This is a genomic window from Lysinibacillus sp. NPDC093692 (assembly GCF_050280125.1).
Lineage (GTDB): Bacteria > Bacillota > Bacilli > Bacillales_A > Planococcaceae > Lysinibacillus.
The window spans coordinates 86866-112067 of record NZ_JBNNUW010000001.1 but is presented as its reverse complement, the minus strand read 5'-3'; the positions used below and the strand labels follow the sequence as shown (position 1 = coordinate 112067).

General features: G+C 40.0%; 19 protein-coding genes and 1 riboswitch. Of the genes, 1 reads left to right on the top strand and 18 read right to left on the bottom strand.

The features are described 5' to 3' along the window. Window positions 1-590: 590 nt before the first annotated feature. The gene (locus ACQKN4_RS00495; RefSeq protein WP_427481653.1) at window positions 591-950 is read right to left on the bottom strand and encodes a response regulator; all 360 of its coding nucleotides are present in this window, start codon (window positions 948-950) and stop codon (window positions 591-593) included. A gap of 156 nt (window positions 951-1106) precedes the next feature. Between ACQKN4_RS00495 and ACQKN4_RS00490 the strand changes: the two genes are divergently transcribed. Continuing rightward, window positions 1107-1637, top strand: a complete 531-nt coding sequence (locus ACQKN4_RS00490) for a DUF2529 family protein (RefSeq protein ID WP_427481652.1) — start codon at window positions 1107-1109, stop codon at window positions 1635-1637. Window positions 1638-2198: 561 nt separating this feature from the next. Here ACQKN4_RS00490 and ACQKN4_RS00485 read toward each other — a convergent pair. From ACQKN4_RS00485 to ACQKN4_RS00405, 17 genes are all read right to left on the bottom strand, one after another. Next, window positions 2199-3791 (bottom strand): CTP synthase, encoded by a 1593-nt coding sequence (locus tag ACQKN4_RS00485; protein ID WP_079559380.1) that lies wholly within the window; start codon window positions 3789-3791, stop codon window positions 2199-2201. 492 nt (window positions 3792-4283) lie between these two features. Further along, on the bottom strand, window positions 4284-4835 hold the full coding sequence (gene rpoE / locus ACQKN4_RS00480; RefSeq protein ID WP_427481649.1) for a DNA-directed RNA polymerase subunit delta: 552 nt from the start codon (window positions 4833-4835) through the stop codon (window positions 4284-4286). Window positions 4836-4985: 150 nt separating this feature from the next. Further along, on the bottom strand, window positions 4986-5147 hold the full coding sequence (locus tag ACQKN4_RS00475; protein WP_170938864.1) for a hypothetical protein: 162 nt from the start codon (window positions 5145-5147) through the stop codon (window positions 4986-4988). Between the two features lie 127 nt (window positions 5148-5274). Further along, window positions 5275-8523, bottom strand: coding sequence for a fused isobutyryl-CoA mutase/GTPase IcmF (gene icmF / locus ACQKN4_RS00470; protein ID WP_079559378.1), 3249 nt, complete (start codon window positions 8521-8523; stop codon window positions 5275-5277). Between the two features lie 129 nt (window positions 8524-8652). Then, entirely contained in the window at window positions 8653-9285 is a 633-nt protein-coding gene (locus ACQKN4_RS00465) for a TetR/AcrR family transcriptional regulator (protein ID WP_079559377.1), read from the bottom strand. Between the two features lie 3 nt (window positions 9286-9288). Further along, window positions 9289-10425 (bottom strand): acyl-CoA dehydrogenase, encoded by a 1137-nt coding sequence (locus tag ACQKN4_RS00460; RefSeq protein WP_079559376.1) that lies wholly within the window; start codon window positions 10423-10425, stop codon window positions 9289-9291. A gap of 133 nt (window positions 10426-10558) precedes the next feature. Then, window positions 10559-11695 carry an acyl-CoA dehydrogenase gene (locus tag ACQKN4_RS00455; protein ID WP_427481646.1) on the bottom strand — a complete coding sequence of 379 codons (1137 nt, stop codon included), beginning with the start codon at window positions 11693-11695 and terminating at the stop codon, window positions 10559-10561. Between the two features lie 69 nt (window positions 11696-11764). Further along, window positions 11765-12616 carry a 3-hydroxybutyryl-CoA dehydrogenase gene (locus ACQKN4_RS00450; RefSeq protein ID WP_079559374.1) on the bottom strand — a complete coding sequence of 284 codons (852 nt, stop codon included), beginning with the start codon at window positions 12614-12616 and terminating at the stop codon, window positions 11765-11767. Further along, complete coding sequence (locus ACQKN4_RS00445; protein WP_427481644.1) at window positions 12616-13821, bottom strand: acetyl-CoA C-acetyltransferase; 1206 nt, start codon at window positions 13819-13821, stop codon at window positions 12616-12618. Before ACQKN4_RS00445 ends, ACQKN4_RS00450 begins: the two co-directional genes overlap by 1 nt. 198 nt (window positions 13822-14019) lie before the next feature. Beyond that, window positions 14020-16242 carry a heterodisulfide reductase-related iron-sulfur binding cluster gene (locus tag ACQKN4_RS00440; RefSeq protein ID WP_427481642.1) on the bottom strand — a complete coding sequence of 741 codons (2223 nt, stop codon included), beginning with the start codon at window positions 16240-16242 and terminating at the stop codon, window positions 14020-14022. Window positions 16243-16723: 481 nt separating this feature from the next. After that, window positions 16724-17287 (bottom strand): cob(I)yrinic acid a,c-diamide adenosyltransferase, encoded by a 564-nt coding sequence (locus tag ACQKN4_RS00435; protein ID WP_079559371.1) that lies wholly within the window; start codon window positions 17285-17287, stop codon window positions 16724-16726. 176 nt (window positions 17288-17463) lie between these two features. Further along, window positions 17464-18939 (bottom strand): adenosylcobinamide amidohydrolase, encoded by a 1476-nt coding sequence (locus ACQKN4_RS00430; RefSeq protein WP_427481640.1) that lies wholly within the window; start codon window positions 18937-18939, stop codon window positions 17464-17466. Then, window positions 18936-19937: a FecCD family ABC transporter permease gene (locus ACQKN4_RS00425; RefSeq protein WP_427481638.1), complete on the bottom strand. Its 1002-nt coding sequence runs from the start codon at window positions 19935-19937 to the stop codon at window positions 18936-18938. Before ACQKN4_RS00425 ends, ACQKN4_RS00430 begins: the two co-directional genes overlap by 4 nt. Then, window positions 19934-20902, bottom strand: a complete 969-nt coding sequence (locus ACQKN4_RS00420; protein ID WP_427481637.1) for an ABC transporter substrate-binding protein — start codon at window positions 20900-20902, stop codon at window positions 19934-19936. Before ACQKN4_RS00420 ends, ACQKN4_RS00425 begins: the two co-directional genes overlap by 4 nt. A gap of 395 nt (window positions 20903-21297) precedes the next feature. Further along, window positions 21298-21479: riboswitch (cobalamin riboswitch) on the bottom strand. A gap of 143 nt (window positions 21480-21622) precedes the next feature. After that, entirely contained in the window at window positions 21623-23290 is a 1668-nt protein-coding gene (locus ACQKN4_RS00415) for an acyl-CoA dehydrogenase family protein (RefSeq protein ID WP_427481636.1), read from the bottom strand. A gap of 1 nt (window position 23291) precedes the next feature. Beyond that, entirely contained in the window at window positions 23292-24794 is a 1503-nt protein-coding gene (locus ACQKN4_RS00410) for a class I adenylate-forming enzyme family protein (RefSeq protein WP_427481634.1), read from the bottom strand. Continuing rightward, complete coding sequence (locus ACQKN4_RS00405) at window positions 24787-25176, bottom strand: MerR family transcriptional regulator (protein ID WP_079559364.1); 390 nt, start codon at window positions 25174-25176, stop codon at window positions 24787-24789. The genes ACQKN4_RS00410 and ACQKN4_RS00405 overlap by 8 nt, the downstream gene beginning before the upstream one ends. Window positions 25177-25202: the final 26 nt, after the last annotated feature.

Sequence of the window (25202 nt, the reverse complement as noted above, 5' to 3'; positions counted from 1 at the left end):
GAAAAGCGGGGGCTGTTATTTTCTACGCGAAAGCGAAGCGCAACGGAGCGGCAGTGCCAACCGTAGTGCAGTGTTAACGGAACGAAGGTTACGCGAAAGCGAAGCGGCAGCGTGCAGTGCAACGAAACGAAGGTTCAAAGCCCTAGTAAGGTCAGATTGTGTTCCAAGAAGGTAGATGTCGATATTTTTCGAAAGTTGGTCGATAAAATAAAAAATTTGGGTGATAAATAAAAAATTTGGTCGATAAATCGATAAAGTTGGTCGATAAACAATCAAAATTTCTCGATAAACCTTAAAACTGCAGCTCATTAAAGATTTTTGTTGCTATCATTACGCTGCACTGCAGAAAAATAAAAGAAGCTCATCGGACGCTCTTTGGAAGCTTTGCTCTGTGCGAAAGCAAAGCGACAGCAACAACTGTTTTAACTGTGCGAAAGCGAAGCGACAGCAACAAAGCGCACAGTCGGACGGAAATCACCCCCTCGTTATGGTGATGAGTCATTTATTGTGGAAGCAAAATAATAGTAAAATGGTAGAAAACCTCTATAATAACCAAGAAAAACAGGCGGTGTTGACCACTGCCTGTTCATCTAAACGTTTACTATTTTATTAACCTCATCACGCACTTCAAAAATATCAAAAGGCTTAGTAAAATATCGAATGGCTCCTAAATCTAATGCCTCCTGTACAACGTCCAATTCACCATATGCTGTCATCATGAAAACCGGAAGTTGTGGCCATCGCTCTTTTAAGTGCTTTAAAATTTCTATGCCATCCATTCCCGGGATTTTCATGTCTAGCAGGACACAATCTATTTCCTCTTCCGCAGCATACTTCAGTGCTTCCATACCATTTGCAGCTAAATATGTACCGTAACCTTCTTTTTTCAACACTTCATTTAAAAGTAAACGAATTCCTGGTTGATCATCGACAATTAGTACTCGTTTCACATTTCATTCCGCCCTTTTTTTAGTTATTATTTTTACGTAAAATTCTCTCTATTATGTAATATTCTCCTTTAACCTATTAATACCTTCTATTATTATAAATTATCTACTTTTGCTTTATGCTCTTTTCAAACCTATAATATTGATTGAGGTGGGACCATGTCAAAAATATTAACAACACAACTAAGTGGATTATTACAAAGAATAACACAAAATGAAGAGGAAGCAATTGAAGAAACAGCGCGATTACTTGCACAGGCGGGTATTAGTGAAGGTAATGTCTATTTCGCATGCTTTGGCGAAATGCAAGTTGTCGAATTAAATGCATTTCAAGCTGTGGAACGTTTTACGAAGTTAGTCCCTTGGACAAAAGATACAATGATCACAGAAGCGGATCGTGTATGCATTTTTACACGTAACGTACACGATGAGGATGCATTAGCATTAGCACAGCAATTAAATAATCAGTTTATTCCATTTGCAGCCGTTGCTAGCGAAGTAGCTAATGCCGAAAATCCACTAGCAGATTTAGCGTATACGTATATTTCGACACGCATGCGAGGTGGTTTATTACCAAACGATTTAGGAGATCGCATAGTTGTGCCACACGCTATTGCTGCCCTTTTTGTTTATGAAGCCGTAAAAATTGCGTATGATGAAATGCTTGGTCTTGATGACGAAGAGCTATAAAGGAATCTATAAAAAGAGTTGTCTCAGTGTTAGAGACAACTCTTTTTATTAATGTTGAAAAACAAAATGGTCAAGGAATTCTTTTAAATATTGTGGCGTTTTAAATAAGGATGATTTCCGTTCTATGCTATTAGCTTTCCTGTCGGCAAGTATCAAGTAGCCTTTAACACAAATCAACAAAAGCTTTAAAATTTTTGCATTTCAAAAGTGAACTCTAATGCTACTAACTATAATCAAACGGAAAAGACTTATAACAGTGATTCGATTTAAAACTGCTGTTGCTGTCGCACAGAATAAACATTATTGCTGAAGTTTAATTTAATATATTAAAGTGCCTTGCCAGCAGAAGAGACATACAATGTGAAGTGTTGATTGGAGTGGAGGCTGGGCGACTCCTTGGGGATTAGCGTCACAGATGAGACCCTGGAGCGAGCGATGCGAGTGAAGCGGCTCATCGGACGCCCCCAGGAAAGCGCCCAGCCGGAACGGAAATCAACTCCTCGTTTTGCCGAAGAGCTAAAAAAAGAGTTGTCTCAGCAAGTGAGACAACTCTTTTTTGTATTATTTAAATGTTGCTCCGATAAAATCACGGAACAATGGCTGTGGACGGTTTGGACGTGATACTAATTCTGGGTGGAATTGGCATGCTACGAAGAAATTATTTTCTGGTAACTCGATAATTTCCACTAATTTACCGTCAGGGCTTGTACCTGAGAAGACAAGACCTTCTGCTTCCATCGCTTCACGATATTCATTGTTAAATTCATAACGATGACGGTGACGCTCATAAACAAGCTCTTGACCATACGCTTGGCTTGCCTTTGAGCCTTCTTTTAATTTACATGGATATAAACCTAAACGTAATGTACCACCGATGTCTACACTGTCGTTTTGATCTGGTAAGAAGTCAATAATTGGGTATTGCGTTTGTGAATCTAGCTCTGTAGAATGCGCGCCTTGTAAACCAAGTACGTTACGAGCAAATTCTACTGTTGCTAGTTGCATACCTAAGCAAATACCTAAGAATGGTACATTATTTTCGCGAGCATATTGTGTCGCTAAAATTTTACCTTCAACTCCACGATCGCCGAAACCACCTGGAACTAAAATAGCGTCAGCACCTTTTAAAAGCGTAGCAACATTGTCAGCCTCTACATGCTCCGCATTAATCCAGTCAATCTCAATATCAGAATTAAATGCATAGCCTGCATGTTTTAATGCCTCTACAACAGAAATGTAAGCATCTTGTAGTTCTACATATTTACCTACTAATGCTACTTTTCGTTTATTTGGTAAGCTCTTCACTTTTGCTACAAGTTCGCGCCATTCTTCCATATCCGCTTCTGGTGCTTCAATGCCAAAATGGTCAAGTACGATATCATCAATATCTTGTGCATGAAGGTTTAAAGGTACTTCATATAAATGCTCTGCATCACGAGATTCAATAATTTCGTGTGGCTGTACATCACAGAATAAAGCTAGTTTTTCTTTCATATCTTGTGGCACTTCTTGCTCTGTGCGTACAACGATAATATTTGGTTGAATACCTAAAGAACGTAATTCTTTTACAGAATGCTGAGTTGGTTTTGTTTTAAGCTCACCTGCAGCTTTAATGTAAGGGATAAGCGTACAATGAACGTACATTACGTTGTTATGGCCTAAGTTCGTTTTCATTTGGCGAATTGCTTCAAGGAATGGTAATGATTCAATATCCCCAACTGTTCCGCCTACTTCTGTAATAACTACGTCTGCGTTAGTTTCGCGACCAGCGCGTTGAATACGATCTTTGATTTCATTTGTAATGTGAGGAATTACTTGTACTGTTCCACCGTTGTAATCGCCACGGCGTTCTTTTTGTAATACAGACTGATAAACACGACCTGATGTCACTGTAGAATGTTTTCCTAGGTTAATATCAATGAAACGTTCGTAGTGACCTAAGTCTAAGTCAGCTTCTGCGCCATCATCTGTTACGAATACCTCACCATGTTGATAAGGACTCATTGTACCTGGGTCAATATTGATATATGGGTCAAATTTTTGAATCGTCACTTCTAATCCGCGATTTTTTAATAAACGACCTAGAGATGCTGCTACAATCCCTTTTCCAAGTGAAGACACAACCCCACCTGTTACAAAAATATACTTTGTCATGAAAAAATTCCTCCTTATGTTGTACTAGAAATTGCTAGTAAGAAAAGTACATTCACGCCACATGCTGATTCTAAGCATTGATGCCAATGTTTTGACAGGCTAAGAAAATAAATATTTCTCATCCCTAAAATAAGAAAAGCCGAGAATGCCTACAAATATGTAGTCGATTCGAAGCTGTAATCGTTTCTATCTCTTTTCTACTTTCCTTTTAAAAAGTTTTAACATATATTCAATCACCGCTTACTATACATCATGAATAATTTAGCGCCTTACTATTCATTCCGTCATTATAAACATGGGAGAACTTGATTGAATAAAGTTAAAAAATAAAAAAAACGCTCCTCCTGCATAGGTTTGCAGGGGGAGCGTATTACATACACGGTCTTTCTCCTTTAATAAGGAGCCCAAGTAAAAGACTAAACGTAACCGTGATAGAAGTCAAGATTTTTTACTACAAGGATAAAAGAAAGAAAATTTCAAAGAGTAATTATCTTAGGCTTCTTCCTCTTCTTCAAATTCATCTTCATCTTCATCTTCATCGACAAAGTCCTCATCGATTTCTTCATCAATGTCCTCTAAATCATCTTCATCAAAGTCGATATCTTCTTTATCATCTGCTTCGTCTTCTTCATCTTCGTCTAGATCTTCTTCAACGAATTCTTCATAATCTTCATCAAAGTCAATATCTTCTTCTTCTAAATCTTCTTCTAAATCTTCTTCATCCTCAAGGGCTGCTTTAGATTTTTTCTTATGCGTTTTAACAGATGGAGCTGTTTCTTCTTCAATCTGTTCAACTTTATACCATTCACGTAAGCCCCAGCCTGTTTCTTGATTAAATAAGAAGCGGCCATCTACATTTAAATCAGTGTAAAATTGTAGTAGGCGAGCTTTTATTTCTTCATCACTATAGCCCACAAGCTCTTGCATTATTGTTAATAAGTCGTTATAAGACACTGAGGCACGTTTTTCATTTAAAATTGCATAAGCTAAGTTAATTAACGATTCTTCCGCTAATTGTTCTTTTGTCATTTCACGAAAATTCATTCGTGCACTTCCTTTCTCTCATCACATTGGACGTTTTAAAATTTATATAGCTTTATTTTCGGAGCGCAGCAAAAAAAGGCCGCACAAAAGTAACTTCCCATCATAAGCATAATACCCATTATATACAAAGTATTATCCTCATTGCTAGCTTCAATTACTGTTTTTTATATCACGCATCTTTTTTATCCCCAAGTAAAACAAATAGACAGATAATAATAGTAAAGGAACAGCGCCAATTTGCTTATCATACAGGAAAATAACTCCTACCACCAAAGCTAAAATAATGATGTAGTTAATAGCCGATTTCATCATCTATTGCGTCTCCCCTTTTTTTTACATTTCTATTATAACGGAAATAAAAAGAAGTGCCTAATCCTAAGACTAGGCACTTAAAACTATACAAACATTTTGTACAAAATAGAATAAACGTTAACGATCATTACATATTACGACGATATTGTCCGCCTACCTCGTATAAAGCATTCGTGATTTGCCCTAAGCTAGCGACTTTTACGGTTTCCATAAGCTCCGCGAAAATATTACCGTTGTTTACAGCTACTTGTTGTAATCGGGCAAGTGCCGCTGCGTTCTCGCCTTCATGTTGCTTCCAGAAGGCTTGTAAATTACGAATTTGCGTCTCTTTTTCTTCCGTCGATGCACGCGCAATTTCCATATTGTTAATTTCATCTTCAGAAGGCGGATTCGGATTTAAGTATGTGTTTACACCAATGATTGGTAACTCACCTGAATGCTTTAGCATCTCGTAGTGCATAGATTCCTCTTGAATCTTACCACGTTGATATTGTGTTTCCATTGCACCTAGTACGCCACCACGATCATTGATACGATCAAACTCTTCTAGTACCGCTTCTTCTACAAGATCTGTTAACTCTTCTACGATAAACGCTCCTTGTAATGGGTTTTCGTTTTTTGCTAAGCCATGTTCCTTCGTAATAATCATTTGAATAGCCATCGCACGACGTACAGATTCTTCCGTAGGCGTTGTAATAGCCTCATCATATGCATTCGTATGCAATGAATTACAGTTATCCTGTAATGCCATTAACGCTTGTAACGTTGTGCGGATATCATTAAAGTCAATCTCCTGCGCATGCAAACTACGTCCAGATGTTTGAATATGATATTTTAATTTTTGCGCTCGTTCATTGGCGCCGTACTTATCACGCATAACAATTGCCCAAATACGGCGAGCTACGCGTCCAATAACTGTGTACTCTGGATCAAGTCCATTAGAGAAGAAGAATGATAGATTTGGCGCAAAGTCGTCAATATTCATTCCTCGACTTAAATAATATTCTACATACGTAAAGCCATTTGCTAATGTAAAGGCCAACTGTGAAATTGGGTTCGCACCAGCTTCAGCAATATGGTAACCAGAAATAGATACAGAATAATAATTACGAACTTTATGATCGATAAAGTATTGCTGAATATCTCCCATCATACGTAACGCAAACTCTGTTGAGAATATACATGTATTTTGCCCTTGATCTTCCTTTAAAATATCTGCTTGCACGGTTCCGCGTACAACCTGTAATGTTTTCTCGCGCGTCTCCGTAAATTCTTCAACTGTTAAAGGTCGACCCAGTTCTTTCTCACGTAGTTTCACTTGCTGATCAATAGCCGTATTCATGAACATTGCCAAAATAACCGGTGCTGGACCGTTAATTGTCATCGATACAGAAGTTGATGGTGCACATAAATCAAAGCCTGCATATAGCTTTTTCATATCCTCTAACGTACAAATAGAAACACCCGACTCTCCAACCTTCCCATAAATATCAGGTCGGTAATCTGGATCTTCACCATATAGCGTTACCGAATCAAATGCTGTTGATAAACGTTTCGCATCATCATCCTTCGATAAATAATGGAATCGTTTATTCGTACGCTCAGGCGTTCCTTCGCCAGCAAATTGTCGCTTCGGATCTTCCCCTTCACGTTTAAATTGGAATACCCCAGCTGTATATGGGAATTCACCAGGTACATTTTCTTTATAAACCCAGCGTAAAATTTCACCATAATCTACGAATTTCGGCAAGGCAACTTTAGGAATTTTCGTACCAGATAAACTCATTGTCTTTAAAATTGTTCGAATTTCCTTATCTCGAACTTTCGTTACTAATTCATCTCCAGCATACGCTTCTTTTAAAGCATGCCAATTATCTAAAATACGTTTAGATTCAGCCGTTAATTCATCTCTAACACCTTCCGCTAAAGAAGTAAGAGATGCGATTAATGCATCATTTGGCGCCTTTTCCTTAATCGTTTCAATAGATCCCTCTAATTGGAATAGACGGCGAGCAAATTCCACCTGTTGCTCTGATTTTTTATGATAGCCACGCACAGTGTCCGTGAGTTCTCGTAAATAATAACGACGGTCGTTTGGAATAATCACATCTTGCTTTTGCGTTTTCGCAAATTGCTCATAGCCCGTCTCCCAATGACTACCTGTCTTCGTATTAATGATATTTACTAATGCAGCAAATAAAGCATTCGTTCCTTTGTCATTAAATTGACTAGCAATCGTACCGTACACAGGCATATTATCCAGTGATTCATCCCAAAGCTCTCGTGAACGTTGATATTGCTTCTGCACTTGACGTAGTGCATCCTCAGAGCCTTTGCGTTCAAATTTATTGATGGCAATCACATCCGCAAAATCAATCATGTCAATTTTCTCAAGCTGTGTAGGCGCACCAAATTCACTTGTCATTACATACATAGATAGATCAGTGTATTTTGTAATTTCCGCGTCACCCTGACCAATACCACTTGTTTCAACGATGATTAAATCATAGCCCGCTACACGCGTTACATCTAGCACGTCCCCAATGGAAGCAGTAAGCTCTGTACGAGATCCACGAGTTGCTAAACTACGCATATATACGCGATTATTGAAAATCGCATTCATACGAATTCGGTCACCAAGTAAAGCGCCGCCTGTCTTTTGCTTTGTCGGATCGACAGACAGAATAGCTACGCGCTTATCCGGAAACTCTTTCAAGAAACGACGAATTAATTCATCTGTTAAGGAAGATTTACCTGCACCACCTGTTCCAGTAATACCTATTACAGGCGTTCCTTTTGAGCGTTTGCGAGCTTCCGCTAGCATCTTTTTCGTTTCTTCATCATCATTCGACTCAGCCGCAGTTAATAAGTTTGCTAAAATTTCAGGTGTTTCTGTCGATAGAGCATCCAGCTTTTCTTGATAGCTACCTATAGCAGTCGGGAAATCAGTTCCTTTAATTTTCTCATTAATCATCCCTTGTAATCCTAAAACACGCCCATCCTCTGGTGAGAAAATCCCAGCAATCCCGTAAGCATGTAGCTCTTTAATTTCACGCGGTAAAATAACACCACCGCCACCACCATAAATTTTAATATGTGGCGCCCCTTTTTCACGCAGCAAATCATACATATATTTAAAGTATTCCATATGTCCGCCTTGATAAGATGATACCGCAATACCTTGCGCATCCTCTTGGATCGCAGCATTTACGACTTCTTCCACGGAGCGGTTATGTCCTAAATGGATTACCTCTACACCGCTCGATTGTAAAATACGTCGTATAATGTTAACCGAAGCATCATGTCCATCAAATAGACTTGATGCTGTAACAAAACGTACGTGATTTTTTGGACGATATACTTCTACCTTTGTCATATGAAATCCCCACTTTCTCCCCTTAATCAATTAACCCTTTGTGTAATGAAACAGCTTTCTAATCATAAAAAAAATCGGTAATTGCAATGTCGCTCTATGCAATTACCGACAACCCCTTTACAGAACTTATTAGAACCCCTTTATGCCTGAAATGAACAGTGTTATTTGCATTTCAATAAATTCGTCAATCGAGTGCTGACGATGGAGCGCCCATTTACGGAATGCCCAACTTTGTCCAGAAACGACTAAATTATTTGCTGCTAAGTGAATTTGTTTATCTGTCATCGTTATTTCACCTGACTGCACACAGCGTTTTAGTAATCGCTCAAAAGTAGCAACCATTTCAAACTCTTTACTAAATACATAGCGTTGTGCTTCTTTCGACAGCGATTTAGTTTCCTGGTACATGATTGTCAGCTCATCAACCAAACTATCAATTTGCAAGAAATACTCTCGAATCATTTCCTTTAGCTCTTCAATCGTTCCTGCCTTAATCTCAAAACTTGAAAGTCGCCCCATCGCATGGTGATAAATACTATCACATACAAGGTAAAGGACGTCTTCCTTCGTCCGAATATATTCATATAATGTTCCGATACTAAAGCCTGCAGCTTTTGCAATTTCTCTCGTTGTGGCACGGTGAAACCCTTTTTCTTTAAATAATCTAATGGCTCCCTCTATCATCTGTTCTCGACGAATGGCGATGAGATTTTCATCTTTTACTGTTGACTGTACTTGGGGTCTTTTATCTTTTTCTGTCATACGTTACTTTGTCAACATACGAGAGATAACAAGTCGTTGAATCTCTTGTGTACCTTCGTAAATTTGTGTAATTTTTGCATCACGCATGAAGCGTTCAACTGGATAATCCTTCGTATAACCATATCCACCAAAAACTTGAACCGCCTCAGTCGTTACACTCATCGCCGTATCCCCAGCCATTAATTTTGCCATTGCTGACGCCTTACCATAAGGTAGACCATTTGATTCTAACCAAGCCGCTTGGTATGTAAGCAGTCGAGATGCTTCAATTTGAGTTGCCATATCTGCAAGCTTAAAGGATACACCTTGGTTGGCAGTAATCGGCTTACCAAATTGCACACGCTCTTTACCGTATTCAACCGCTGCATCCAATGCGCCTTGGGCAATACCTAGAGCTTGTGCGGCAATACCATTACGTCCTCCATCTAGTGTTGTCATCGCAATTTTGAAGCCTTCTCCCTCAGCTCCAAGCAGGTTTTCTTTCGGAACGCGACAGTTATCAAAAATAATTTCAGTTGTAGGAGATGAACGAATACCTAGCTTTTTCTCCTTCTTTCCTACCGAGAAGCCTTCAAAGCCTGCTTCAACGATAAAAGCAGATGTGCCATGTTTAGCTTCTGGATCTGTTACCGCAAATACAACATATGTATCTGCTACTCCACCGTTCGTAATGAAGATTTTCGAGCCGTTTATAATATAATCATCGCCATCACGTTTTGCATATGTTTTCATGCCACCAGCATCCGAACCTGATCCTGGCTCCGTTAAGCCGTATGCACCGATATGTTTACCTTCTGCCATTGGACGAAGGTATTTTTGTTTTTGTTCTTCATTACCGAATTTAAAGATCGGCCAACCCGCAAGTGAAGTATGTGCTGATAAAGTTACCCCTGTTGAAGCACATACACGTGATAATTCTTCTACCGCAATGACATATGCAAGATAATCAAAGCCTGCACCGCCGTATTCTTCTGGCCATGGAATACCCGTTAAGCCTAGCTCTGCCATTTTATCGAAAATTGCACGGTCAAACTCTTCGTTCTCGTCACGTTCAGCTGCTGTTGGTGCTACTTCATTGATAGCAAAATCACGAATCATTTCACGTAATTGCTCATGCTCTTCTGTTAATTGAAAGTTCATTGTCCATTTCCCCTTTTTCGTTAGACTCAGTTTTGTTGATTTCTATATGTGATGATATTTCTCGGGATTAACGGTCTTCCCTGTGCAATCGCCAACCATCCTTGAAAAATCAACTTCGCAATAACATCAGACTTTATTTAAGTAAATGTTTACTAATGACTAGCTTTTGAATTTCGCTTGTACCTTCGTATATTTCTGTCACCTTTGCATCTCGGAAATAACGTTCTACAGGATAGTCTTTTGTATAGCCATAGCCACCAAAAATTTGTATAGCGTCTATCGCTGTTTGCACGGCTGTACGAGAGGCAAAAAGTTTCGCCATCGAGGCCTCGGCTCCGCATGGCAACCCTTTTGTGCGTAAATCTGCTGCTCGAAAGACTAGTAACTTTGCTGACTCTACGGCAGTTGCCATATCAGCAAGCTTGAAGCCAACCCCTTGTTGCACTGCAATAGGCTTTCCAAATTGGACACGTTCTTTTGCATACGCAGTAGCTGCCTCTAGCGCCGCTTCGGCAATGCCTAGAGATTGAGCTGCGATTCCAATACGTCCAACGTCTAAGTTAGCCATTGCAATTTTAAAGCCTTCCCCTTCCTCCCCAAGAAGGTTTGCGGCTGGAATGCGACAGTTGTCGAATGTTAGTTGAACTGTACGTGAGCCGTGTAAGCCCATTTTATGTTCATCTTTACCTATGATTAAGCCTGGTGTTCCTTTTTCAACAATAAATGCTGAAATACCACGTGTTTTTTCAGCAGGGTTCGTTGAAGCAAAGACAATATAAACATCTGCTTCTCCACCGTTTGTAATAAACACCTTGGAGCCGTTGATGACATATTCATCACCATCTCGCACCGCTTTGGATTGTAAAGAGCCAGCGTCAGAACCAGCGCTAGACTCTGTTAAACAAAATGCCCCTAAATATTCACCCGCGGCAAGCCTTGGAACATAGCGTTTCTTCTGTTCATCGTTGCCGAAATAAATGATAGGGTTTGTTCCAACCGAAGTATGCACGGATAAAATAACACCCATTACTGCGCTAACCTTTGATAGTTCATTGATTGCAATTATGTACGATGTGAAATCCATCGCTGAGCCGCCTAATTCCTCAGGCGTTGTAATCCCCATTAAACCTAATTCTCCCATTTGCGCAAGGAGTTCACGTGGAAACTCTCCTGCTTCCATACGTTCTACCCACGGTTCAATTTTATCCTGAGCAAAATCACGAACCATATCACGCATCATTATTTGTTCATCTGTAAATTGTAAATGCATCTATAATGTCACCCCTGTACGTTGTCCCGTTGCATTTCATTTCATTTGAATCGTCCCATCCCCATAGGATTATTCATAAACGTAAAAGCCTCTTCCAGATTTTTTACCTAGCCATCCTGCTGCCACATACTTACGAAGCAATGGACAAGGTCTATATTTACTATCACCTAAGCCCTCATGTAAAATCTCCATAATGGATAGACATGTATCAAGGCCAATAAAATCTGCCAATGTTAACGGTCCCATCGGATGATTCATGCCGAGCTTCATTACATCGTCAATGGCTTCTTTCGACGCTACACCTTCATACAATGCGTAAATCGCTTCATTAATCATTGGTAATAAAATACGATTCGAAATAAAACCTGGGAAGTCATTTACTTCCACTGGCGTTTTCGATAGTTTTACTGTCATGTCTTCAACTGCTTTGTAGACTTCATCACTAGTAGCTAACCCTCGAATAATTTCTACAAGCTTCATAACAGGTACAGGATTCATAAAGTGCATACCAATCACTTGCTCTGGACGATTCGTAACAGCTGCAATTTCCGTAATTGGTAAAGATGATGTATTCGTAGCTAAAATGGCGTGTGCCGGTGCAATCTGATCAATTTGCTTAAAGATGGATTGCTTCACTTCCATATTCTCCACAGCAGCCTCGATGATAATATCTACATCACTAGCATCCTGTAAATCTAGTGACATATTAATACGACCTAAAATGGCTGCCTTCTCATCCTCAGTTTTACGCCCCTTTTCGACATCACGTGTTAGGTTTTTCGTAATGACTCCTAAACCGCGTTCGAAAAATTCTTGTTTCATGTCGTTCAGTTTTACATCATAGCCAGCTTGTGCACAAACTTGTGCAATGCCAGAGCCCATTTGCCCTGCACCAATAACCATTACTTTTTGAATTCCCATCATTCGTGTCCCCCTGTTTTCGGTACTTCAATCATAATCGCATCGCCTTGCCCTCCACCTGAGCAGATAGCAGCAATTCCGATACCACCGCCACGACGTTTTAGTTCATGAGCAAGTGTTAAAATAATGCGTGCTCCAGATGCTCCGATTGGATGACCTAACGCAACTGCACCACCGTTAACATTGACCTTTTCAGCATCTAAATCCGCCAGCTGCTTGCTGACAAGAGCTACTGCTGCAAATGCTTCATTGATTTCAATCAAATCAATGTCAGCTAATGATTTCCCCATCTTTTTAAGTAATTGGTTAATGACAAGCCCTGGTGTTTGCGGGAAGTTCTCTGGTTCAATCGCAAGCTCTTCATGGCCGATAATCACCGCCAGCGGCTCTCTTCCTTCACGCGCTGCACGTTCCTCACTCATTACTACTAAGGCACATGCACCATCGTTAACGCCAGGTGCATTACCTGCTGTAATCGTTCCATCCTTATCAAAGGCTGGCTTGAGTTTTGCAAGTACTTCTATTGACGTACCAGCTCTTGGTGCCTCGTCCGTATCGACATGAAGCGGCTCTCCCCTACGTTGTGGAATTTCCACAGGTACGATTTCTTCAGCAAAGTAACCTTTTTCAATTGCTGCAAGTGCACGTTCATGACTGCGAACAGACCAAGCATCCTGCTCCTCACGGCTTAACGAATATTCTTTGGCCGTTACATTACCGTAGCTTCCCATATGCGGCCTTGTCTTATCGAAAGCACATGTTAAGCCATCATATAGCATGCCATCTACCATTGTTGAATCGCCCATGCGTAAGCCTGTTCGACCATTTTGTAGATAATACGGTGCATTGGACATAGATTCCATACCACCAGCGATTATTACTTCTTCGTCCCCTAATCGAATTAGCTGATCCGCTAGTGTTACAGCACGCATCCCTGACGCACAAACCTTGTTAATCGTTTCTGTTTTCACTGCTATTGGTAAGCTTGCTTTGATCGCAGCCTGCCTTGAAGGAATTTGGCCCTGTCCCCCTTGTAAAACGGAGCCTAAAATTACTTCATCCACTTCATCAGGCGAAATATTCGCTTTCTCAAGTGCCCCTTTTATGGCGATCGCGCCTAAATCACTGGCGCTTAATGCTGATAGTGAACCTCCAAACTTACCAAATGCAGTTCTTGCTCCTGCTAAAATTACTGCTCTATTCAAGTAAAACACCCCTTTTGTTTTACGTTCTAGAAGAAGTATAAGAGCATCAACGTTGACTGAACGCTCGCTCGACCTCTATCGATGAAAAATGGGAGTTTTAAGTACAACTCCCATTTCCATTTAATCTTATTCTACAAAACAATTATTTATTGTGCAATTTATATTTTTCAGATAACTAAAATATCTCTGCAATAACCATCATTTTTCTGCGCTAGTCTCTACTTTCTCGTTTTGTTCGACACTATCCACAGAAGCTACTACTTCTTCAACCATTACATCCGCTGCTTCTTCAACAGACTCTTCGACAGCTTTCACTTTTTCACAAAATACTGAACGCTCCAATAGTTCTGCAACATCGAATGTACCGATTGTATCCTCAACCTCTTTTGCCTTCGTACCATCCTCAAGCATCGTTAAGCAATAAGGACATCCAGAAGAAATAACTGAAGCATTCGTTGCTAAAGCTTGCTCTGTTCTTGCTACGTTAATTCGGTTGCCGACATGCTCTTCCATCCACATTAAGCCGCCACCTGCGCCACAGCACATTGCTTCTTCACGATTACGCTCCATTTCCACAAGCTTAATACCTGGAATACCTCGTAAAATCTCACGTGGTGCATCATAAACATCGTTATAACGACCTAAATAACAAGAATCGTGGAACACAATCGTTTCATGAACTTCGTAATTTAACGCTAGACGATTTTCATCAATCAATTGATTCAATAGTTCTGTATGGTGGTAGACCTCACCCTTCCAGCCAAAGTCTTGGTATTCATTTTTAAAGATATTGTAAGCATGAGGGTCAATTGTAACGATTTTCTTCACGTCATTTTTCTCAAATTCATCAATATTCGCTGTCGCCAGCTCTTGGAATAAAAACTCATTTCCTAAACGACGAGGAGTGTCCCCAGAGTTTTTCTCTTTATTTCCTAAAATCGCAAACTTCACGCCCGCCTCATTTAATAGACGACAGAATGCTAAGGCAATTTTTTGTGAGCGGTTATCAAACGCCCCCATTGAACCTACCCAGAATAAATATTCCATTTCTTCGCCTGATTTTTTCAGCTCTTTCACTGTTGGAATATGAATTGTTGGATCTAGGTCACGCCAATTTTCTTTTTCTTTACGGTTTAAGCCCCAAGGATTGCCTTGACGTTCGATATTTGTCATCGCGCGTTGTGCATCAGGGTTTACTTTTCCTTCAGTCATTGTTAAGTAACGACGTAAATCAATAATTTTATCGACGTGCTCATTCATAACAGGACATTGATCTTCACAGTTACGGCAAGTTGTACATGCCCAAATCTCTTCTTCTGTAATGACTTCGCCGATTAAAGAAGGGCTGTAAATATCTTCAATAACTGCCCCCTCAGCACCAGCTGCCATCGCTAACTGATTCCCCTTTGTTTTAGCAAAGAATTGATAAGGTACCCAAGGCTTTTGCTTAGTCTCAACAGCACCAGTAAATGTTAAATGATCACGTAGCTTCACGATTAAATCCATCGGTGATAGCATTTTCCCTGTCCCTGACGCTGGGCACATATTTGTACAGCGTCCGCACTCTACACAAGAATATAAATCTAGCATTTGTTTTTGTGTGAAGTCTTGAATACGTCCAACACCAATTGCTGGAATATCCTCTTCATCTTCAGCATTTTCTAATGCTTCGAAATCGATTGGTGTTAAAGTACCTGTACGATCTAAACGATTCATGTACACATTGATTGGACTCACAATTAAGTGGAAGTGCTTCGATTGTGGTACATACACTAAGAATGTTAATAGAATTAATAAGTGCGCCCACCACATTACATAGAAAACAACTGCCGCTGCTGATGCTGGTAAGAAGCTAAAAATAGCAGCAATGCCAGAAGCAACTGGCTCTGTATAAGTTAGTTCTTCACCATGCCAAATTAGTCCCATACCATTTGCAAGCAATGTGGATACCATTAACCCGCCAATGAATATTAACACAAGCCCATTTTTCCAGCCTCGTTTTAGACGTACTAGCTTTTCTACATAACGACGGTAGAATGCCCACACAACCGCCACTAAAATCATTAATACTACAAGCTCTTGGAAAAATGTAAACACACTATAGAAAATGCCAAGCGGCAAATGTGATCCAGGTGCTAACCCCTTCCAAATTAAATCAATGGCACCTAGCTGCACCATCAAAAATCCATAGAAGAACATAACGTGAATTAAACCACTCTTCGGATCTTTTAATAGCTTATTTTGGCCAAGTACATTGACCATAAGATAACGAATTCGTTCTTGAACACTTTCATCAAACTCAACCTTTTTCCCCAATTGCACAAACTTATAGCGTGTTTTTAACAGATAGAAAAATAACCCTACTGCATAAAGCACAACCACGACTGTTAGAACAATGTTTGCAATTACTAATGGACTCATGGTTGGTCCCCCCTTTAGTTTGTCGTAAGTTTCTCTCTTTGTAGTAAATTTGCTAGTTCAATCATTATATTCCTATTCTAATAAATGAGTGAGCATTCAGTCAACATAAAACGGAAATATTTCTGATAATTTTATATTCTTACATTTTACAAGAAAAAAAGCCACCCTATTTTCAAAGCGGGCTATTAACCACTAAAGAGATTTATTCACTTATATTATAAATCCGTCTTTTGATTGTTTTTAGATATTAAAAAAGTCGATTTGCATCATGTTTTTGATGACAAATCGACTTTTCAAGTGCGCGTGATGCCTATAGCCTTTCGTTCCCCTAATCGCGGTCTCATCTGTGACTAATCCCCGAGAGGTCGCCCTTAGTTGATAAAAACTGAAATTATTCTGATAAAAGCTAAAATTGTTCCGATAAATCTTCTAAGTACTCATTGAAAAATGAATTCATCACAATAACCACAACTTTAGTTAGTTATTTTTTAAAGACATTGCCGCTTCGAATATATTCAATATCCGCAACATTCAATCGGAAATTCACAACACGTGCAACCGCAAATAAATAGTCAGATAGACGGTTTAAATATTTTTGTACAATTGTCGGTACATCTTCGATTTCCTTCATAAGCGTTACCATTTGACGCTCTGCTCGACGTGCTACTGTGCGAGCAATGTGTAAAGTTGCAGCTGCTGGTGCACCGCCTGGTAGAATAAAGCGTTGTAACGGTGGTGCTTCATCTGACAATGCATCAATACGCGATTCCAACACTTCAATCGGTTGCTCTGTAAGCTTATAATGACGCTCCTTCATAACATTAGCAAGGTCACCACCTGCATCAAAAAGCTCATGCTGAATCGTTTCTAAATCAATTAGAATATCTTTGAATAGCTCACGATCTAATTCACTAATAGCCTTGCCGATAAAAGAATTTAATTCATCGATGGCCCCATATGTCTCTACGCGTAAGCTATCTTTGTCAACGCGTCCACCGATAAGACTTGTTTTCCCTGTATCGCCTGTTTTCGTGTACAGCTTCATTTCTCTCATCTCCTAGAATTGTTTTTTATCAATTTCGCCTTGGCGTAATTGCGTCCGGATTTTGAATTGTGCAAGCACAATTCAAAATCCGTGACATCCGCCGGAGGCTTATCTTCATTCAGTAGGTGTTTGGACACCCATTATAAGGAACCACATTAGCAATCATCTCACCACCTTCAACGGTGAGAGTCATTTACTGAATGAAGATAATTTCTTATTGCCTGTACAGTCGTTTCAAAAACGCCTTTACCGATGATCTTACCTACATCAGTAATGGGACCGCCGTACAGCATTTCTTCCCCTTTTTGTGTCGCTGCAATCAATAAACTATCTGTAGCAGTACCTGTTGCAATCGTACCACTAAGCTCATCACGAATATTCTCTGATTGCAATGCCTTTGTTTTCGCCTCATTAGCCGTCATCATTGCTTGGAAAAACGCTTCTTCTGATAAACAGCCATTCACGATGACCCACGTATTTATAGTACCAATATATGGTTCATCTTGTCTTTCATGTGCACGAGATACATCAACAGCATTACCAACCCCAGCCGTAACAACTACAAGAACGCTACCAAAGGAAGCTGGAAATTCATTAATAGCGACAAGATTTGTTGGCACAGCTGTTAGCATAACGACTGTACTTGTAGATGAAAAGTGCTCCTTTTGTAAAAATTCTGCGACCTCTCTCTTTACATCATTAATCACATAATCTATTGGTACAGAGCGATTTAACAGACAATCATACCAACCGATACCTGGATTATGGACAGCTGAGGACACCGTTTTTAAAGGAAACTCTGATTGAAGCTGAATGAAATGATCTGTAACAGTGAAATTTTCTTTTTTAATGACAGCACGTTGCTGATGTTCAACGGAGGCTGGCATCATTGTAATTTGAGGCTTTGGCATTTCTGGATGTGCATAAGTTGCCACTCGTGCATGATAAACGTCCTCGATTTGCGAAGCGATTAATACTTCATGTGGCTCCCCAAATGCCCGCATCCGCCCTTCCTCCATTAGTAATAATTCATCACAGTAAAGAGAAGCTAAATTCATATCATGCAGTACCATAATAACGGTCAAACCACATTCTATTGCTTCCTTTCGTACCATATCTAAAATTTGACGTTGATGCGCAATATCTAGATGGTTGGTCGGCTCATCTAGCAGCAATATTTCCGCTGTTTGTGCAAGAGCCTGGGCGACAAAAACCCTTTGCTGTTCACCGCCCGACAAAAATTCCATCGATGTCTGTTCATAGCGTTTCACACCTGTTTGCAGCATTGCATGTTGCACTGCTTGTTCATCACGATCAGACCAGCTTGAAAAGAAGCCAGTTTGATGTGGATAACGTCCAAGCGATACAGCCTCCCTTACACTGTTTGAAAAGGCATTAGCATGTAATTGTGGCAACACTGCCATCTTCTTTGCTAATGCACGAGCAGTGTAAGAGCTACTATTTTTATCATCAATTAATACAGTGCCTGCTGTTGCTGGTAGTATGCCACTTATTACTTTTAACAGTGTGGATTTCCCACTACCATTCGGCCCTAAAATCCCTAGTATTTTACCTTTTTCAACGGAAAAACTTATATCGTGGACGATCGGTACGTCTTCATAACCACCGGAAAGATGTTCAACAACAATCATGCCCGTACCCCCTTGCCTCTACGTTGTTTATAAAAAATATAGGAAAAAACGGGCGCCCCAATAAATGCAGTAATGACACCTATCGGCAATTCTCTTGGCATAATAATTGTTCTTGCTATTAAATCACAAATAATTAGCAAAGTTGCCCCATTTAAAAATGATAATGGCAATAAATGACGATGATCTGAACCCCAAACCATTCTCGTCATATGAGGAACAACTAAACCAACAAAGCCAATCGTTCCGGAAACAGCTACCGCTGCTCCTGTCAGCATGGATCCACCTACTAAAATAATATATTTACTACGCTTAACATTGACACCTAAATGCTTCGCACGTTCTTCACCGTATAACAGAACATTTAACTCACGTCTTTGTGTCCAAAGCATAATGGAGCCAATAATGACAAACGGAATGATCATCTGAACGTAAGGCCAACCACGCATCGATACTGACCCAAGCAACCATCCGATTACTTGGCGTAGCTCCTCACCAGATAATGCAATCATTAATGAAATCAAGGAACCTAAAAATGAACTAAATATTACCCCTGTTAAAATAAGAGTTTCCATTTTTAGTAAACGGTCTACTATTCTAGCAAAGCCCATAACAGCTACCATCGTTAATATGGCACCTATCATACTAAAGGTTGGCAATGTAAAATGACCGATGACAGGTAATGAAACACTAAAGAAAATCGTCATCACTGCGCCCACTGATGCACCAGAGGAAACACCTAACGTATAAGGATCAGCCAAAGGATTTTTTAATAGGCCTTGAAAAGCTGCCCCTGCAATAGCAAGTGATGCCCCAACAAGCCCTGCTAGCATCACTCGAGGTAAACGAATCTTCCATAAAATATTGGCAGCTGTTTCATCGGCTGCCTTATTCCAAAATACTTCTAATGGAATATGAACTGAGCCTATCGCTACACCACACCAGATGCTAATGATTAAAAGCGTAATTGCTGTTACATAGGCTACAATTGTTTTACTCATTTAAACGCCTCTGGGTAAACAGCCTTTGCTATTTCCTCAAGACCATCTGCTAATCGTGGACCTTGACGACTTGTCGTACTTTTATCCACTTGTACAATCGCTTTATTTTTTACGGCAGTAATTGTCTCAAAGCCTGGACGTTGTGGAATTTTCTTTAAAATATTCGGTACATAATTATATGCCACAACAATGACATCTGGATTTTTCGCGATAATTTGTTCAGCATCAATTGGATACCAGTCATCATTTACATCTGCTGCCACATTTTCAGCATGAATCATTTCTAGCATTTCATTCATAAATGTACCTTTACCAGCTGTATAAATCTGTGGCTCATCCGACGATTCTACAAAGACTTTCTTTGGCTCAACACCCTCAAGTTTTGTTTCAACTTCTTTAACTTTTGCCTTCATATTTGTGACAATTTTCTTAGCTTCTTCTAGTTTTCCTGTTGCACGACCAAGCTGTTCAATCGTCATGTAAGTCTCATTAAAGTTTTTAGCATCCGCTACAACAAATACTTTCACACCTGCAGCCTCAAGCTGTTCAATTGCTCCTTTTGAAAAACTCATACCCGATGCATGTGCAAAAACGATATCTGGCGTTAACGCAATAATTTGTTCAATATTATAATCTGTACCGCCAACCTTATCTTTTTTAGTAGCCTCTGCTGGATAATCGTCATTATCTGATACACCCACTATTTCATCATTTAAGCCAAGACCAAATAAAATTTCAGTGTTACTCGGAATAAGAGAGACTATTTTCTCAGGGGGTGCTTCTAGCGTAATGTCTTTGCCAGTAGCATCCGTTATCTTTATTGGGAATGTTGCTTGATCTACTTTTGATGTCTCTTGCTGCTCAGCAGATGACGGCTTGTCATTTGTCGCCTCTTTTGTGTTGCATGCTGCAAGCAAGCTAACAGCTAAAAATGCTGATAATCCTATTTTCCAAAATTTCTTCATGTGAATCCCCCTTAGTCTATCTGTGCATAAAGTATTTAACGACTTGTTTTTCTGATTGATCGACACATTTTGGGTTTTTATCGTTTAAGGTTGTGGAGTTGTCGCGCAACATTGGGTTTATCTCTCTTAACGCTGCGGGTTATCGCCCAACTTTTTGAGTTTATCACCCAACATTGTGGATTTATCGCCTACACCGTGAGTTTCCGCACAACATTGTAGGGGTTATTACCCAACATTTTAGGTTTATCACCTAACATTGTGGGGTTATCGCCCTCTTTTTCAAATTTATCGATATTCAGCTTACAAAACAAATACCCCTCATCATAAAAAAATGAGGGGGTCAAATTTGCACAATATACATATACAAAATCCACCATCCTATCCTCGTAGGCTACAACGTGTTTTCTATAAAGGCAGGTCTCCTGGCTCGTGCTTCTACGCTTTTTCAAGCCTTCCCGAAATTTTCAGTGGCGCAGATTGAAAAAACTCACACTTACAGTGGCGGGACCGCATCGGAATTACACCGATTTCCCTTTTCACTTTACTTAAGTAAAGAACCTTTATAATATTCAGTTGATTGTATTATACATGAAAATCAAAGAAGTCGCCTCCATTCGAGACGACTCTTCATCAAATCAATTATGCTCAGTATAATCGCCACAGGACGTGGCATTCTTTGACTGGGTTCCTCTATTTTGTTTGGACACCCGCTGCAAAAAGTTAAACGATGTCTGTAAAATACTGTACCGTTTTCATTGGTGCACCCATTTCTCGTAATGCCCATGTGTTCTCTAAATAAATATCTGCTAGCTTCTCATATTTGCCGCCGAATCTTTGTGCCCATTCAACTGCTACAACACTTTCATATACATGTGCCATTTGCTCTGCGACCTTTTTTGCCTCAAACGTTTTTGTTGCATCATCTAAACGGCTAAATGTTTGCAAAGTTGAATCTAGTTTTGCTAATTGCCCTACTACAATTTCAACTAATGAATTGTCAGCTAGTTTTTCTAGACGTTCCTCCATGACACGAACAAACATTTCATGCACATGAAACTTATCAACTAAGCGAATGAGCTCTAATGCTAAAATATTCGCAGTCCCCTCCCACACGGTAAGGACCTGAGCATCTCTTAATAATCGTGGTGTAACAAAATCTTCAATATAGCCGTTTCCGCCATGTAATTCAATGGCTTCACTCGCATAATGCACAGCTTGCTCTGCCGTTTCTTTTTTCATGATTGCAATATACAAGCGATTCAAAATGATGTCCTCTTTATTCCCCTGCCCACTAGTTACTTTATCGTACAGCTGAATAAGGTCAAAAACTGTGGCAACTTCTACATGAAGCTTGGCAGCGAATTTTCCTAGTGTATCCTGAATCATAGGATATTGCGTTAAAGGTTTACCAAATGCATGGCGATTTGCCACATAGTGCTTCGCCTCTAAATAACCGCGGCGCATGATGCCGATAGAGGCAACTGCATTGCAAATTCTTGATAAATTAAGCGCCTCCAACATATAGTAAATCCCTTTATTTAGGTCACCGACAACATATGCTAGCGCCCCATCAAATTCCACCTCACCAGAAGGTACTGCTCTAACACCAAGTTTATCCTTTAAACGCCGAACACGCAGGTTATTAACTGTGCCATCATCCTTTCTCCATGGAACTGCAAACAATGTTAAACCCTTTGAACCTGCCTGAGCCCCTTCTATGCGTGCCAATACCATGGTCACTCCACACATTCCAGCGTTAGATGCAAAATATTTCTCACCATATAAACGATACTGCTTGCCGTCCTGCCTTGCCTCTACAACATTCGCTCCGACATCAGAGCCACCTTGGCGCTCCGTTAAAAATGTAGCCCCCTCATAGAGCTCTGTCTCTCCAGTTGCACAAACATGTGGTAAAAAGCGCTCCTTCACCTCATCACTCGCATAATGATCAAGTAAATAAGCAGTTGCCATCGTTAACGTAACAGGACAGTAAAAGCCTGGTTCAGCATGTGATAGTATATAGCCTTGAGCAAAGCTATACACATAGTTGCCCTTTCTACCTAATTGCGGAATATCTTTATGCACATAGCCAACAATGCCAGTATTGTACGTCTCTTCAATTGTTTTTTTATAGCCGTCATTGACCCAAATCTCCGACACTTCTTCACCATAAGCATTATACCTTTGTAATCGAGGTTCACCCTCTCTATCCGTATGTTTAGCTCTCACATCAATATCTCCGGCACAAAGCTCACCGAAATCCGTTAGCTCACGTGTTGCATATTCTGCAAACTCTTTATCTAGCATCATTTCTAAAACGTTTTGAAGTGTATCATTCTCTTTAAAAAAGTTTGTTGTTTTCAGTTCTTCCTGCTGTAAAACCTTCATTTTATCTCACCTCTTGTCCTTTCAACGTTTGTTTTAGTATTTTGCCTGATGCATTTCGTGGTAGCGCTTCCACACGTTCAAAGATGCGTGGAATTTTATATTTAGCAAGATGCTCCTCCAAATAAGCTTTAAGTTCGTTCTCGTCAATTTCTGTTTTAGCAGCATAAACAGCCTTCACCGTTTCTCCCCACTCCGGATGCGGTACACCTATTACAGCAACTTCAAATATTCCCTCATAGCTCAACATACGATCTTCGATTTCTTTCGGATAAATATTTACACCGCCTGAAAAAATGACATCCTTTTTACGATCGACAATCCAAATATAGCCGTCCTCATCTAAGCGAGCTAAGTCACCTGTTTTCAGCCAACCATCTATAAATGCAGCCTTTGTTGCGATATCATCCTTGTAATAACCCACCATATTGCTCTCACCGAACAACACAATTTCTCCTACTTCACCAACACTGACATCTTCTCCATTGTCGTTGATAATACGCAGCTCCGCTCCAAGTGGTGCACGTCGTCCAACGCTCCCCGCCTTCGTTGCATGCTCTTCACCAAGCAATATTGAACCGTTTGGACCAGCCTCTGTTAAGCCATAGACACAAGTTAAATTTTCTGTTCTAAAAGCTTTTTGTAAATGACGGACTTCGTTTTGTGATAACGGTGCGCCACCATATGCCCACCATTTCATCGATGATAAATCAGCTGTTTGCAATCTTGGCAGTTGGGCAGTTAACAAATATGCGACAGGTGCTCCAAAGAAATGCGTTGTCCGCTCCTGCTCCATTGAATCAATAAATAAATCAGGTGTAAACGTTGGTGTTAACACGTTTGTTGATCCTACAAGTACCCCGGCCATTAAAAATAAATGTAATGGAGCTGAATGCGTTAACGGCATCATTAGAAGGATCCGGCTTTCTGGCTTTACTTCCATTTCCACTGCAATCATTTGCGCTACAGATAAAATATTACGATAACTAAACAACACACCCTTTGGTTTTCCCGTTGTACCCGATGTATATAAAATCGTTGAGACATCCTCTTCATTCAACTGGCAATCAATTGTTTGAGTGCTCGCATGTTCAATAAGTGTTTCATAGTTTAGCCAGCCTACGTGCTCTTGACCCGTTTTGATTTTCAAAGGAACTACTGTGATGTTTTCAACTGCTGCAAAAATTGCCTCATGCACTAAAATAGCTTTAGCATCAGCATGCCGAGCTACATACTCGACCTCCTGCAACGTAAATTTCGCATTTACTGGAACGACAATAGCCCCGATGCGCTGAATAGCAAAATAGCTAACAACAAACTCTACAACATTTGGCATAAAAATGATTACATTATCGCCTTGTCGCACACCCTGCTCTACTAAAGCATGACTAAAACGTGTCACTTGCTCATCTAAATCACGATAAGTTACTCGTCTTCCTTGACAAATAACCGCTTCACTCATAGGGTATTTTCGCGCATTCCGTGCTAACAAATTAGAACTATTCATCTAGCATCTCTCCCTTTAAAGTCGCTAATTTTTCTGTAAATATGCCTTGTAATTGCTGTATCTCTTTTTTCATCTGTACAAGCTCTGCGATTTTGCCATCAATCTCTTCAATTTTTTGTTCCCCATATTCGACCGTACGCTCCAACTGCTGAATGCCCGTGCGATCATAATCAAACAGCAATACCATCTCCTTAATTTCCTCAAGTGAAAAACCGTACCGCTTTCCTCGGAAAATAAGCTTAAGCTTCGCTAATTCTTTTTTTGAAAAGGTTCGTTGATTAGTAGATGATCGATTGGGATGAAGCAGCCCCAGCTCCTCATAATAGCGAATTGTCCGTGTTGAAACCTTAAACTGCTTAGCCACTTCTTGAATCGTCTTCAACACCATCTCCCCTTTCCCATTTTTCA